Source organism: Curtobacterium sp. MMLR14_006 (genome assembly GCF_001864985.1).
GTDB lineage: Bacteria > Actinomycetota > Actinomycetes > Actinomycetales > Microbacteriaceae > Curtobacterium.
Genome location: NZ_MJGU01000022.1, coordinates 145,235 through 157,941 on the forward strand (window position 1 = coordinate 145,235; position 12,707 = coordinate 157,941).

At 73.5% G+C, this 12,707-nt stretch carries 15 protein-coding genes; 3 read left to right on the forward strand and 12 right to left on the reverse strand.

What is annotated here, in order from left to right; all coding sequences use genetic code 11:
- Positions 1 to 9 precede the first annotated feature (9 nt).
- From hemL to hemE, 11 genes are all read right to left on the reverse strand, one after another.
- Positions 10 to 1,341 carry a glutamate-1-semialdehyde 2,1-aminomutase gene (gene hemL / locus BIU94_RS09715; protein WP_071258320.1) on the reverse strand — a complete coding sequence of 444 codons (1,332 nt, stop codon included), beginning with the start codon at positions 1,339 to 1,341 and terminating at the stop codon, positions 10 to 12.
- Entirely contained in the window at positions 1,338 to 2,393 is a 1,056-nt protein-coding gene (hemB, locus tag BIU94_RS09720) for a porphobilinogen synthase (RefSeq protein WP_302846702.1), read from the reverse strand. The genes hemL and hemB overlap by 4 nt, the downstream gene beginning before the upstream one ends.
- Positions 2,390 to 3,169 (reverse strand): uroporphyrinogen-III synthase, encoded by a 780-nt coding sequence (locus tag BIU94_RS09725; RefSeq protein WP_071258328.1) that lies wholly within the window; start codon positions 3,167 to 3,169, stop codon positions 2,390 to 2,392. The genes hemB and BIU94_RS09725 overlap by 4 nt, the downstream gene beginning before the upstream one ends.
- Positions 3,170 to 3,223: 54 nt before the next feature.
- On the reverse strand, positions 3,224 to 4,252 hold the full coding sequence (hemC, locus tag BIU94_RS09730; RefSeq protein ID WP_071258332.1) for a hydroxymethylbilane synthase: 1,029 nt from the start codon (positions 4,250 to 4,252) through the stop codon (positions 3,224 to 3,226).
- Positions 4,249 to 5,484: a ferrochelatase gene (locus BIU94_RS09735; protein WP_071258336.1), complete on the reverse strand. Its 1,236-nt coding sequence runs from the start codon at positions 5,482 to 5,484 to the stop codon at positions 4,249 to 4,251. The genes hemC and BIU94_RS09735 overlap by 4 nt, the downstream gene beginning before the upstream one ends.
- Complete coding sequence (gene hemQ / locus BIU94_RS09740) at positions 5,481 to 6,224, reverse strand: hydrogen peroxide-dependent heme synthase (RefSeq protein ID WP_071258338.1); 744 nt, start codon at positions 6,222 to 6,224, stop codon at positions 5,481 to 5,483. The genes BIU94_RS09735 and hemQ overlap by 4 nt, the downstream gene beginning before the upstream one ends.
- A gap of 69 nt (positions 6,225 to 6,293) precedes the next feature.
- Positions 6,294 to 6,524, reverse strand: coding sequence for a DUF3618 domain-containing protein (locus BIU94_RS09745; RefSeq protein ID WP_071258340.1), 231 nt, complete (start codon positions 6,522 to 6,524; stop codon positions 6,294 to 6,296).
- A 32-nt stretch (positions 6,525 to 6,556) separates the two neighbouring features.
- On the reverse strand, positions 6,557 to 7,015 hold the full coding sequence (locus BIU94_RS09750; protein ID WP_071258368.1) for a phage holin family protein: 459 nt from the start codon (positions 7,013 to 7,015) through the stop codon (positions 6,557 to 6,559).
- Positions 7,012 to 7,266, reverse strand: a complete 255-nt coding sequence (locus BIU94_RS09755) for a hypothetical protein (RefSeq protein ID WP_071258371.1) — start codon at positions 7,264 to 7,266, stop codon at positions 7,012 to 7,014. The genes BIU94_RS09750 and BIU94_RS09755 overlap by 4 nt, the downstream gene beginning before the upstream one ends.
- Positions 7,267 to 7,365: 99 nt before the next feature.
- Positions 7,366 to 8,703, reverse strand: coding sequence for an NAD(P)/FAD-dependent oxidoreductase (locus BIU94_RS09760; protein ID WP_254784797.1), 1,338 nt, complete (start codon positions 8,701 to 8,703; stop codon positions 7,366 to 7,368).
- Complete coding sequence (gene hemE / locus BIU94_RS09765) at positions 8,700 to 9,824, reverse strand: uroporphyrinogen decarboxylase (RefSeq protein WP_071258374.1); 1,125 nt, start codon at positions 9,822 to 9,824, stop codon at positions 8,700 to 8,702. The genes BIU94_RS09760 and hemE overlap by 4 nt, the downstream gene beginning before the upstream one ends.
- Before the next feature lie 38 nt (positions 9,825 to 9,862).
- On the opposite strand from hemE, the gene BIU94_RS09770 reads away from it, so the two are divergent.
- Complete coding sequence (locus BIU94_RS09770; protein ID WP_071258380.1) at positions 9,863 to 11,185, forward strand: glutamyl-tRNA reductase; 1,323 nt, start codon at positions 9,863 to 9,865, stop codon at positions 11,183 to 11,185.
- A gap of 17 nt (positions 11,186 to 11,202) precedes the next feature.
- The gene (locus BIU94_RS09775; protein WP_254784798.1) at positions 11,203 to 11,613 is read left to right on the forward strand and encodes an NUDIX domain-containing protein; all 411 of its coding nucleotides are present in this window, start codon (positions 11,203 to 11,205) and stop codon (positions 11,611 to 11,613) included.
- A gap of 3 nt (positions 11,614 to 11,616) precedes the next feature.
- On the opposite strand, the gene BIU94_RS09780 is transcribed toward BIU94_RS09775, so the two are convergent.
- Positions 11,617 to 11,892: a hypothetical protein gene (locus BIU94_RS09780; RefSeq protein WP_071258383.1), complete on the reverse strand. Its 276-nt coding sequence runs from the start codon at positions 11,890 to 11,892 to the stop codon at positions 11,617 to 11,619.
- Positions 11,893 to 11,991: 99 nt separating this feature from the next.
- Between BIU94_RS09780 and BIU94_RS09785 the strand changes: the two genes are divergently transcribed.
- Complete coding sequence (locus BIU94_RS09785) at positions 11,992 to 12,696, forward strand: DUF4232 domain-containing protein (protein ID WP_083404730.1); 705 nt, start codon at positions 11,992 to 11,994, stop codon at positions 12,694 to 12,696.
- The last annotated feature ends 11 nt before the right edge of the window (positions 12,697 to 12,707 follow it).

The window sequence follows — 12,707 nt, forward strand, 5'->3', positions numbered from 1 at the left end:
GACCCGCGGCTACGCCGTGGCGGCGGCAGCGGCCTTCGCGGCGGCGGGCAGCGCGTCGAGCACGCGGCCCACGGCGCGGTCGTCGTGCGCGGCCGTGACGAACCACGCCTCGAACACGCTCGGCGGCAGGGTGACCCCGGCGTCGAGCATGGCGTGGAAGAACGGCGCGTAGCGGAACACGTCCTGCGCCCGCACGTCGTCGTAGTTCCGCGGTGCCTGCTCGGTGAACGCGAACGAGAACAGGTTGCCGGCGTGCTGCACGGTGTGGGCCACGCCCTCGGCCGACAGCGCCTCGCTCGTCGCGGTGGCGATGGTCGAGGCCGTGCGGTCGAGGTGCTCGTAGACCTCGGCGGTGGCGGCGCGGAGCGTCGCGGTGCCGGCGGCGACGGCGAGCGGGTTCCCGGACAGCGTGCCCGCCTGGTACACCGGGCCGAGCGGGGCGAGGAAGTCCATGACCTCGCGTCGGCCGCCGAGCGCGGCGAGCGGCATGCCGCCGCCGATGACCTTGCCGAACGTGATGATGTCGGGCTTCCACCCGGCACCGTCGGGGACGACCTTCGACGCCTCGAGGCCCCACCAGCCGGCGGAGCCGACGCGGAACCCGGTCAGGACCTCGTCGACGATGAGCAGCGCGCCGTGCGACTGCGTGATCTGCGCCAGCGCCCGGTTGAAGCCGCGCTCCGGGGCGAGCACGCCCATGTTCGCGGCGGCCGACTCGACGATGACGGCGGCGATGCGCTCGGAGTGCTCGTCGAACGCCCGGCGCACCGCGTCGAGGTCGTTGTAGGGCAGCACGAGCGTCTGCGCGGCGGTCTCGGCGGTGATGCCCGCGCTGCCCGGCATGGCCAGGGTCGCGACGCCCGAGCCGGCCTCGGCCAGCAGGGAGTCCGAGTGGCCGTGGTAGTGCCCGGCGAACTTCACGAGCAGGTCGCGGCCGGTGTAGCCGCGGGCGAGCCGGATCGCGGTCATCGTGGCCTCGGTGCCGGTCGACACCATGCGGAGCTTCTCGATCGGGCCGTCGCCGTCCACCGACACCCGCTGCTTCACGAGCTCGGCCAGCTCGGTCTCGCCCGGGGTCGACGCCCCGAAGGACAGCCCGCGCGCGGCGGCCTGCTGCACGGCCTCGACCGTGCCGGGGTGGGCGTGCCCGAGGATCGCGGGGCCCCACGACGCGACGAGGTCGACGTACTCGCGACCCTCGGCGTCGGTGACGTAGGCGCCCTCCGCCGACACGAGGAAGCGCGGGGTGCCGCCGACGGAGCCGTAGGCGCGGACCGGCGAGTTCACGCCGCCGGGGATCGCGTTCTTCGCGCGGCCGAACAGCTGGTCGTTCGAGGTCATTCGGGGGCCTTCCCGGTCGAGGCGATGCCGGCGACGGCCGCGGTGCTGCCCGAGGTGCGGAGGCCCGCTTCCTCGTTGAGCTTCCGCGCGACGTCGACGGCGAAGTAGGTCAGGATCGCGTCGGCACCGGCGCGCTTGATGCCGACGAGCGACTCCATCGCGGCGGCGTCGCGGTCGATCCACCCGTTCTGCGCTGCTGCGGTGATCATCGCGTACTCGCCGGAGATCTGGTACGCCCAGACCGGCACGGGCGAGGTCGCTGCGGTCTCCGCGAGCACGTCGAGGTAGCTCATCGCGGGCTTCACCATCACGATGTCGGCGCCCTCGTCGACGTCGAGCGCGACCTCGCGGAGGCCCTGGCGACCGTTCGCGGCGTCGATCTGGTACGTCCGGCGGTCGCCGACGAGTGACGACGAGACGGCTTCGCGGAAGGGACCGTAGAACGCCGATGCGTACTTGGCGGCGTAGGCGAGCAGCGCGGTGCCGCTGTGCCCGGCGACGTCGAGGGCGTCGCGCGCGGCGGCGATCTGGCCGTCCATCATGCCGCTCATGCAGACGAGCTCGGCGCCGGCCTCGGCCTGGGCGACCGCCATGTCGCGGTACCGCAGCAGGGTGGCGTCGTTGTCGACCGAGCCGTCGGACGCCAGGACCCCGCAGTGCCCGTGGTCGGTGAACTCGTCGAGGCACAGGTCGGACTGCACGACCAACGCGTCGCCGACCTCTTCCTTCGCCACGCGGATCGCCACGTTGAGGATGCCGTCCGGGTCGGTGGCGCCGGAGCCCTCGGCGTCCTTCGTGGTGGGGACGCCGAACAGGTTCACGCCGCCGACCCCGACCTCTGCAGCGGACACGAGGGCGCGGCGGAACGAGTCGAGGGAGTGCTGCTGCACGCCCGGCATGCTCGAGATGTCGACGGCGTCGGTCGCGCCCTCGCGGATGAACATCGGCAGCACGAGCTCGGCGGGGTGGAGCCGGGTCTCGGCCACCAGCCGTCGCATCGCGGGGGTGGCGCGGAGTCGACGGGGGCGGACCTGGGGGAAACGACCGGTCACGGGTGACCTTCCTGGTGTGGGGTGGTGGGGTTCAGGGCCTCGACGACGGCGTCGAGCAGGGCTTCTGCGGACCGCGTGGGTCCGACGACGTGGACCGGCAGCCCGGCCGCGCGCGCATCGGCGGCGGTCCCGGGGCCGATGCAGGCCACGAGGGTGTGCGGGGCGAGCGGGGTCATCCGGCGGGCGATCTCGCGGGCGACGCTGCCGCTCGTCACGAGCACCGCGTCGGGCGCCGAGTCGAGGACGACCGGCTCGTCGCCGGTCCCCACGGTACGGTACGCCACCACGTCGTCGACGTCGATGCCGCGGGCGCGGAGCCCGTCGACCAGGGTGGGTGCGGCGATCTCCGACCGCGGGAACAGGACCGTGCCGTCGGTGTCCGGGAACGCCGCGACGAGGCCGGCAGCCGACGTCTCCGTCGGCACCAGGTCGACGACCCAGCCCGCAGCACGCGCGGCCCGGGCGGTCGGCGCACCGACCGCGGCGACCCGGACACCGGCCGGGAGGCCCGCCACGCGTCCGGCGAGCACCCGCACGGCCGTCGCACTGGTCACCACCACCCACGCGTACCCGGCCACGCGGGTCCGCGCGCCGACCGCGGGTGGTGATCCGGGCCTCCCCGCCGTGTCGGCCAGGCGGCGAACCGCCGCGTCGAACGCGGACGGGTCCGACGGCGGCGCGTCGGTGATGAGCGGGACGACCACGGGGGCGAGGCCGCGGTCGCGCGCCTCGTCGGCGACGCGCGCACCCCACGCACCGCCGCGCGGGACGAGCACGACCGGGGGTCGCGCCGCGTTCCGGACGGTGGTGGTGGGGTGCGTGGTGACCGCCTACTCCGCCGGGGTCGCCAGGCCGGGGCCCGCGGTGTACGGCCCGTCCGTGGTGTCCTCGGCGACCGTGGTCGCCAGGTCGGCGAGATCGGCCGCGCCGTTCTCGAGCAGCTCGGCGGCGACACGACCGCCGACCTCGAGCGCCTCGTCGAGGCGGTCCTGCGCGGAACCGTCGAGCACCGCCGCGTGCGACGCGGTGCGGTACTCGCTGCCGTCGGGACGGTAGACCGTCGCCGAGACGAGGAGCATCTCGGCGTCCACGACCGCGGTCGCGCCGATCGGTGCGGAGCAGCCGGCCTCGAGCTTGGCGAGGACCTCGCGCTCGGCCGTCACGGTCAGGCGGGTCGGTGCGTGCTCGATCTTGCGGAGCGCGGCGAGCAGCCCGCGGTCGGTCTCGTCCGACCGGATCTCGACGGCCAGGGCACCCTGTCCGGGCGCGCTCGGCCAGAAGCCGAGGTCGAGCAGTTCCGTCGCCTCGGACAGGCGGTCGATGCGCCCGAGTCCGGCGGCGGCGAGCACCACGGCGTCGAGGTCGTCCTGCACCCGGCCGAGCCGCGTGTCGATGTTGCCGCGGATGTCCACGACGTCGAGGTCGGGACGCTGCGCGCGGAGCTGGGCGACGCGACGCGGCGAACCGGTGCCGACCTTCGCGCCCTCGGGCAGGGTGTCGACGGTGGCTCCGTTCCGGGCGACGAGGACGTCACGGGCGTCCGCGCGCTTCGGCACGGCACCGATGGTCAGGCCCGGGTACGGCGCGGTCGGCAGGTCCTTCAGGGAGTGCACGAGCACGTCGACCTCGCCGGCCACCAGCGCTTCACGCAGCGCGCTGGCGAAGACGCCGGTGCCGCCGAGCGACGCCAGGGACGCTCGGTTCGTGTCGCCCTCGCTCGTGACGGTGACGAGCTCGACCGGGCGACCGGCCGCCTTCGCCAGGCGGTCGGCGACGTCCTGCGACTGCGCGACGGCGAGCCGGCTGGCACGCGTGCCGAGCCGGATCGGCGCCGGACCGTCCGCCGTGCCGTCGGTCACGGGGCGACGCCGGCGGCGGCGGGCTTGAACCCGGCGCGGACGTTCTCGCAGCAGCCCGGACGGCACACGTCGTACCAGGGGCCGATGTCGGTCAGGTGCGGACGCTCGGCGGTCGGCGTACCGTTGACGCGCTCGAGCACGAGGTCGACGAGCCCGGACACGTAGGCCGGGTCGACGCCGGGCGTCTGCGTGCGGAGCGACCAGAAGCCGAGCTCACCCGCGGTCTCGGTGGCTTCCTCGTCGAGGTCCCACATGACCTCCATGTGGTCGCTGACGAAGCCGAGCGGGACGATCAGCACGGCGCGGGTCGGGCCGCCCTTGAGGTCCTCGTTCATGTAGTCGTTGATGTCGGGCTCGAGCCACGGCTGCGTCGGGGGGCCGGAGCGCGACTGGTACACGAGCTTCCAGGCGGGCTTCGACGTGCCCTGCAGGTGCGCGTGCTCGGGCTGCTCGAGCAGCTCGGCCCAGGCATGGTCGAGGACGACCTGGCCGACGGCGAGGTGCTGGGCCTCGTACGCGCCGTGGTCGTCGAAGCCGCGGTAGTCCGGACCGGACTTGGCGGCGTCGGTCGAGGGGATCGAGTGCGTCGAGAACAGCACGTGCAGCTCGGTGGCGACGTCGAGACCCTCGTTCTCGGCGATCGCACGGGCCATGCCGTCGCGGACGCCGTCGACGAACGGGCGGACGAAGCCCGGGTGGTCGAAGAACTGGCGGACCTTGTCGACCTGGATCGTGTCGACCAGGCCGGTCTCGGTCAGCACGCGGGCGTAGTCCTCGCGGTACTGGCGGCAGCTCGAGAACGACGAGTAGGCGCTCGTGGCGATCGCGATGAGCTTCGTGTAGCCCTTGTCGGCGGCCTCGGTGAAGGCGCCCTCGAGGTACGGCTCCCAGTTGCGGTTGCCCCAGAGCACGGGCATGTCGATGCCGCGCGACGCGAGCTCGGCTTCGAGGGCCGCCTTGAGCGCGCGGTTCTGCGCGTTGATCGGGCTGACGCCGCCGAAGTGGCGGTAGTGGTGCGCGACCTCTTCGAGGCGCTCGTCGGGGATGCCACGGCCGCGGGTCACGTTGCGGAGGAACGGGATGACGTCGTCCTGGCCCTCGGGGCCACCGAAGCCGGCGAGCAGGATCGCGTCGTACGCGGTCGGGACCTCGACGTGCTCCGGACCCGACGCGGCCGCAGGGGTGGCGGCGAGGACGGGCTGGCCGTTCGTGATCATGCTGGTGTCGGTCATGACAGCACCTCCGGGAGTTCGGCGGTCGTCACGCGACGACCCGTGAAGAAGGGGACCTCTTCGCGCACGTGCATGCGCGCCTCGGTGTACCGCAGGTCGCGCATGAGGTCGACGAGGTCCACCAGGTCGGGGCTCTCGAGCGGCAGGATCCACTCGTAGTCGCTCAGGGCGAAGGTCGCGATGGTGTTCGTGAGGACGCGGCGGTACTTCGCGCCGGCGACGCCGTGGTCGCGGAGCATCTTCGAGCGCTCGTCCTCGGGCAGCAGGTACCACTCGTAGGAGCGGACGAACGGGTACACCGTGATCCACGCCTCGGGGTCCTTGCCGCGCAGGAAGGCGGGGGTGTGCCGCTTGTTGAACTCGGCCTCGCGGTGCATGGCCATCGCGTGCCACACCGGCTCGGCGTCCTGGAACAGCCCGGTGCGTCGGAGCTCGCGCAGCACGGCCTGGATCGCCTGGGCGTCGTCGCCGTGCAGCCACACCATGACGTCGGCGTCGGCACGGAAGCCGGAGACGTCGTAGAAGCCGCGGATGGTCACGCCGCGGTCGGCGGCGGACGCGATCACGGCGTCGAGCTCGGCCACGGCGTCGTCACCGAGGGGGTGGACCGGGCCGAGCGGCCGACGGAACACGGCCCAGAGGGCGTACGCGGTCAGCAGGTTCGGGTCGATCCCGGTGGCGGGGTCGACCGCAGGCGAGGAGTCGTGCTCGTGCGCGGATGCGGGCGCGGTGGAACTCATGGATCCGTTGTCCTATCGGTTGCCAGGGGTGATGGCCGCCCCGACCGGGTGGACCGCGCTCGGAGCGGTCTACCGCCGTCGGAGCACCATCACGACGATACCCCCGACCACCGCCACTCCGGCTGCGAGGCCGGCCAGGTACGGGACGGGCTGCTCGTCGATCCCCCGCTTGACCTTCGCGGCGGCGATGCCGATCTGCTTCGGCACGTTGAGCTTGTCCTCGATCGCGTCGAGGGTGTCGAACAACTGCGCGCGGGTCGCGGCGACGCGGTCGGCCAGGTCGTCGTGCGAGTCGGTCACGGTTCCTCCGTCGGTGGGGCGGCTGTCGGGGCTCAGAACCGGCCGCCGACGTCCGGCTTGCGGCTGCCGTACTGCGTCGGCGGGGTCGGCTTCTTGCCCAGCCCCTTCACCGCGTTGATGTCGTTCTTGACGCTGTCGATCGTGCGCTTCGGCGTGATCGGCAGGCCCTTCTTCAGGCGCTTCCAGCCGAGCAGTCCGAGGACCGCGGCGACGATCAGCATGACGACGGCGATGACGATCGCGGCCAGCCAGGCCGGCATCACGGTCGCCAGGCCCATCACGGCAGCGGTCAGCAGCACGCCGATCGCGTAGAGCACGATGACGAGCGCACCGACCAGCAGACCGGCGGCGAGCCCGAAGATCTTCGCCTTCGCGAGCATCTCGGCCTTGAGCAGGTCGATCTCGCCCTTGACCAGGCCCTTGACGAGCTTGGGGACGTCCCCGACCAGGCCGAACAGCGAACGCGACCTGCGATCGCGGGTGTCGGTCATGAGGTGGTGGAGTCCTTCTTCTGACCGACCTTGCGGACGGCCTTCTTCGTGGTCTCACCGATGAACTCGGCGACGTCCGGGGTCTTGTCGGCGACGAAGTCCTCAGCGACGTGCACGCCCTTCTGGACGCCGTTGCTGTTCCAGATCTTGCCGCTCACGGTCTTGATCTGCTCGTACCGCGCCCGTCCGGCTCGCGATCCCAGGACGTACCCGAGTGCTGCGCCGGCGACGAACAGGAGCTTTCCTCGCATGTGCGATTCCTCCGTTGGGTCAGTGTGCGTGGTCATGCGCCGAACGGAATACGTCCCGCGCTCTCGCCAACAGTAGCCCTCGGTCGCCGGGTGGTCCGCTCAGGATTCCAGGATGCGCCCAGCTGCGGCCCGTGCGGCGCCGACGATGCCGGCCAGACCCCGGCCGGACGAGGCCTCGCCGATGCCGACGACGCCCTCCGCGAGACCCGCGGCGGTCAGGTCGGGACCGTGCCACCGGACGCGGGCGGCGCCGACGACGCGGTCGGCCGCCAGCGGCACGCCGAGCAGCGTCGACGCGTCGTCGAGCGCGCGGCTGCCGACGGGTCCGGACGGGTCGACCGGGAGGCTCGTGGCGACGTCCGCCGCGTCGGTCGCGCCCCCGGGACCGGTCGCGACCGGCGTCGCGTAGCTGAGGCGCAGCACGTGGCGGCCACCCGCCGCCTCGGCCAGCCACGGCCACTTGACGGTCGCGTGCGTGAGCGCCTTCGCCCCGACCTGCGCGGCGTCGGGGTGAACGAGCATGCCGGTCCCCCGCGGCGCCGCGTCGAGCTCGGGCTGGTCGACGACGAGCGTGACGAGCTCGATCCCCGTGCGGTCGGCCGGGTCGGTGCGCTCCGGGTCCGGCACGGACGCCAGGGTGTGCTGGGCGGCCAGTCGCTCGACGACGCCGTCCGCGGAGACGACCTCGACCGCGTGCGCCTCGATGCGCGTCGCACGGGTGTGCAGCCGGACGTCCACGCGGTACGTCTCCATGTCGGCCACGAGTTCGTCGACCAGCCGGACGATGCCGCCGCGGATGCCCTGCACCGGCGTGCCGGCGGCGGCGCGGGCACGCAGCGCGACCACAGCACGCGCCAGGGAGCCCTCGCGGAGCAGCGCGGCGCGCAGGCCGGGCGCCACCCGGTCGGGGTCGAGCTGGTCCGGGTGGGTGGAGTGCACGCCGCCGGCGATCGGCACGACCAGGTCGTCGAGCACGCGCTCGCCCATGCGGCGTCGCACGAGCTCGCCGAGCGACGACGCCCCCGCCCCCACCGGGGCGGGCAGCAGCGAGTCCATCTGGGCGCGCAGACCGCCCGTCTGCCCGACGACGGCCAGCACGTCGGCCGCCATCGGGGTGCTCGGGATGCCGAGCAGCCCGGTCGCGGGGATCGGAGCCGTCCGACCGTCGCGGGTCATCAGCCAGGCGCCGCGCGGGTCCGGGGTGACGACGTCGCCGCCGAGCCCGAGCTCGATCGCCAGGCCGCCGACGGCGTCGGTCCTGGTGGCGAACGAGTCGGCCGCCATGTCGAGGTCGAGCCCGCCGACGGAGTGCCGTCGGATCATCCCGCCCAGGACACCGGACGCCTCGACGAGGACGACGTGCGCCCCGCCCTTCGCCAGGTCGCGCGCCGTGACGAGGCCGGCGACGCCACCGCCGACCACGACGACGTCGGTCACGCGGTGGCTCCGGTCGCCCCGTCGGTGCCGTCGCCGAGCGAGTGGACGAGCTCGACGACGCGGGTCAGCACGGTCGGGTCGGTCTCCGGCGGCACCCCGTGCCCGAGGTTCACGACGTGGGCACGGGCCGCACCGCCGCGGCGGACGACGTCGCGCACGTGGTCCTCGAGCACCTGCCACGGAGCCGCGAGCATCGCTGGGTCGACGTTGCCCTGCACCGTGACGCCGGTGCCGACGCGGCGGACGGCCTCGTCGAGGGGCAGTCGCCAGTCGACCCCGACCGCGTCGACCGCGACGGCGTCCGTGCCGAGCGTCGTCATGTCCGCGAGGACCTCGCCGCTGCCGACGCCGAAGTGCGTGCGCGGGACCCCGAGGTCGGCGACGTGCGCCAGCGCCCGGGCCGAGTGCGGTGCCACCGAGCGCACGTAGTCGGCGCGGGAGAGCGAACCGACCCACGAGTCGAAGAGCTGCGCGGCCGAGGCCCCGGCGAGCACCTGCGCGCGCAGGAAGGCGCCGGACACCTCGGCGGCCCAGGCGAGCAGGCGCGACCAGGTCTCCGGGTCGGCGTGCATGAGGGTGCGGGCACGGATGTGGTCCTTCGAGGGACCGCCCTCGACCAGGTACGCGGCGAGGGTGAACGGCGCCCCCGCGAAGCCGATCAGCGGGGTGTCGCCGAGCTGCTCCACCGTGCGGGCGACGGCCTGCTCGATCGGGGCGAGCGCCGCGGGGTCGAGCGTCTCGAGGGCGTCCACGTCCGCAGCGGTGCGGATCGGCGACGCGAGCACCGGGCCGCGACCGGGCACGATCTCGACGTCGACGCCGGCGAGCTTGATCGGGACGACGATGTCGCTGAAGAAGATGCCGGCGTCGACCCCGTGCCGACGGACCGGCTGCAGGGTGATCTCCGACGCCATCTCCGGGTCGAGGCACGCGTCGAGCATGGCCGTGCCGACCCGCAGCTCGCGGTACTCCGGCAGCGAACGGCCCGCCTGGCGCATGAACCACACCGGGAGGCCCTCGGGGCGGTCGCCGCGCAGCGCACGGACGAGCCGCGAGCCGCTCGTGCGCCCGTCGGCGAGGGGGTGCGAGGCGGGAAGGGCGGCGGTCGGTGCTTCGGTCACCGGATGATTCTCCCATCGACGGCGTTACCATTGTCTCCGTGCTCATCTGTCTCACGGCGTCGCATCGCAACGCCAGCTTCGATCTCCTGGAGCGACTGAGCATCGGTGCACCGGCTGCGGCCGGCCGACTCGTGACGGACTCCGACGTCCTCGACGGGGCCGTCGTCCTCGCCACCTGCAACCGCTTCGAGGCCTACCTCGACATCGCCGGTGACGACCGTGACTCCGCCGTCGCCGCGACCGTCGACGCCGTCTCGGCGGCCAGCGACCTCGACGCCTCCGAGGTCCTCGAATCGGTGAACGTGCTCGGTGGCAAGGACGTCGTCCAGCACCTCTTCGCGGTCTCCAGCGGACTCGAGTCCGTCGTCGTCGGCGAGACCGAGATCTCCGGCCAGGTCCGCCGCTCCCTCGAGGACGCCCGCACCAACGGCACGACGACCTCGGCGCTCGAGCGGCTCTTCCAGGAGGCCGCGCACACCTCGCGCGGCGTCAAGACCCGCACGCGCATCGGTGCTGCCGGACGGTCGCTCGTCCGCCTCGGCCTCGAGCTCGCGTCGTCGCGCATCACCGACTGGGCGCACACCCGCGTGCTGCTCGTCGGCACCGGCAGCTACGCCGCCACCACGATCGCCGCCCTGCGTGACCGCGGGGCCGAGACCATCCAGGTGTTCTCGCCGTCGGGCCGCGCACCGTGGTTCGCCGCCAAGCACGACCTCGTCGCCGCCCGCGACCTGCGCCGGGCGATCGCCGCGAGCGACGTCGTCATCACCTGCACCTCGAGCGAGGTCCCGGTCGTCGCGCCGGACGACCTCGACGACGGCGTCCGCCGGATCGTCATCGACCTCGGCCTGCCGCGCAACGTCGACCCGGCCGCCGCCGACGTCGACGGCGTCGAGCTGCTCGACCTCGAGACCATCAGCATCCACGCTCCGATCGCCGAGCTGAACGCCGAGTCCGAGGCCCGCGCGATGGTCGACGACGCGGTGTCCCGGTTCCGCACGCAGGCGCTCGAGCAGTCGACCACCCCGGCCCTCGTCGCCTTCCGCACCCACGTCTTCGACATCCTCGACGACGAGATCGACCGGGCGAAGCGCCGCGGCGGCGCGGACGGCGAGTCGGCCGAGCACACCGAGCGGGCGCTCCGGCACCTGGTCGGCGTGCTGCTGCACCGTCCGTCGGTCCGTGCTCGCGAGCTCGGCCGTGCCGGGCGGGGCGACGAGTTCGTCGCGGCGATCGACTCGCTCTTCGGCGTGCGACCCGAGCCCCAGGCCCAGCTGCCGACGCCCGTCGTGCCGCTCGCGGAGCGCACCGCGCCCGACCGGCCCACGACGGACCGCAGCGACCAGGCGGACGCGAGCTGAGCCTCCAGCCCGACCCGGTGACCCTGCGCGTGAGTGCGCTGGTCCTGGTGCGCGACCGACGCGTGCTCATGGTGCGCGCACGTGGACGCGACGTGCTCTACCTGCCCGGCGGCAAGGCGGAGGCACACGAGACCGACGTCGAGGCCGCCGTCCGTGAGGCCTTCGAGGAGACCGGTCTGCGGTGCGCCCCCGACGACCTCGAGGAGTTCGGGGTGGTGCTCGAACCCGCGCACGGGCAGGCGCCCGGCACGATGGTCGCGATGACCCTGTTCACGGTCCGACCAGGAGGCCCGCTCGACGCCGCCACGCCCGTCGCCTCCGCAGAGGTCGACGAGGTCGAGTGGGTCACCTCGGCGGACGCCGACCGCTGTCCGCCGGCGGGCGTGGAGACGCTCCGCCGCCTGGTGGCGACGGAGCGCATCGACTAGCCGTCAGGCGTGGTCCTTGTCGACGTAGTGGCCGGTCTCGCCGTCCTGGGTCGGCTCGGCCTCGCCGGGGATGTCCGACTCGACGTACTCGCCGTCCGGGCCGCTCGAGTCCGGACGCACCTCGCCGGGGATGTCGCTCGAGACGAACTCCCCCGCCGGCTCGGTGGACGCAGCGTGGTGCTCGCCCGGGATCTCGCTGTCGGTGAAGGCACCAGCGGTGGGTTCGACCCCGTCCGCCCGGCCGTCGTCGCCGCGTGCCTGCTCGTGCTTGCCGGTCATGTCCGACCTCCAGTGCTCGGTTGTCCTGCCGGGGAGTGAACACGCGGTCCCTGGACGCCGACCGAACCGCGAGCGCCCGGTGGTGGTTGCCTGTGGTCCATGCACCGCAGCAGCCGATCGAAGTCCCTGCTCGCCGTCACCGGTCTCGTCGTGATCGGGGCGCTGGCGGGCTGCGCCTCCGGCGGGACCCCCACCGCCACGGACACCGTGACCGTGCCTGCCCCGTCGTCGTCCTCGTCGTCCTCGTCCTCGTCCTCGTCCTCGTCCTCGGACGCTGCGTCCGGGGTGCCCTCGACGGGGACCACCTCGTCGTCCGCTCCGGGATCGTCGTCGGCGTCGGCTCCCGCCGGGACCACCGCCGCCGGTCGGTGTGCCGCGTCGTCGCTCGCGGCGTCGATCGAACCGGGCAGCGGCGGTGCGGCCGGCAGTGTCATCGTGCACCTGGCCCTCCGGAACACCGGCTCGACGGCCTGCACGCTGCAGGGCTGGCCGGGGGTCTCGTTCGTCGGGGGCGGGAACGGCACCCAGATCGGTGCCGCCGCCGCGCAGGAGAAGAGCTCGCCGCACCCCACCGTCACCCTCGCCCCGGGGAAGACCGCGGTCGCGCCGCTCAAGATCACGCGTGCCGAGGACTACCGGAAGGCGGACTGCTCCCCGAGGACCCCGGACGGCTTCCGTGTGTACCCGCCCGGCTCGAAGCAGTCCCTGTTCGTGAAGACGTCGGACTACACCGCGTGCTCGTCCGCCGACGCGGGCCTGCTGGCCGTGCAGGCGCTCGTCCCCGACGGCCAGGCGACCTCGTAGCGGCGGTGGGG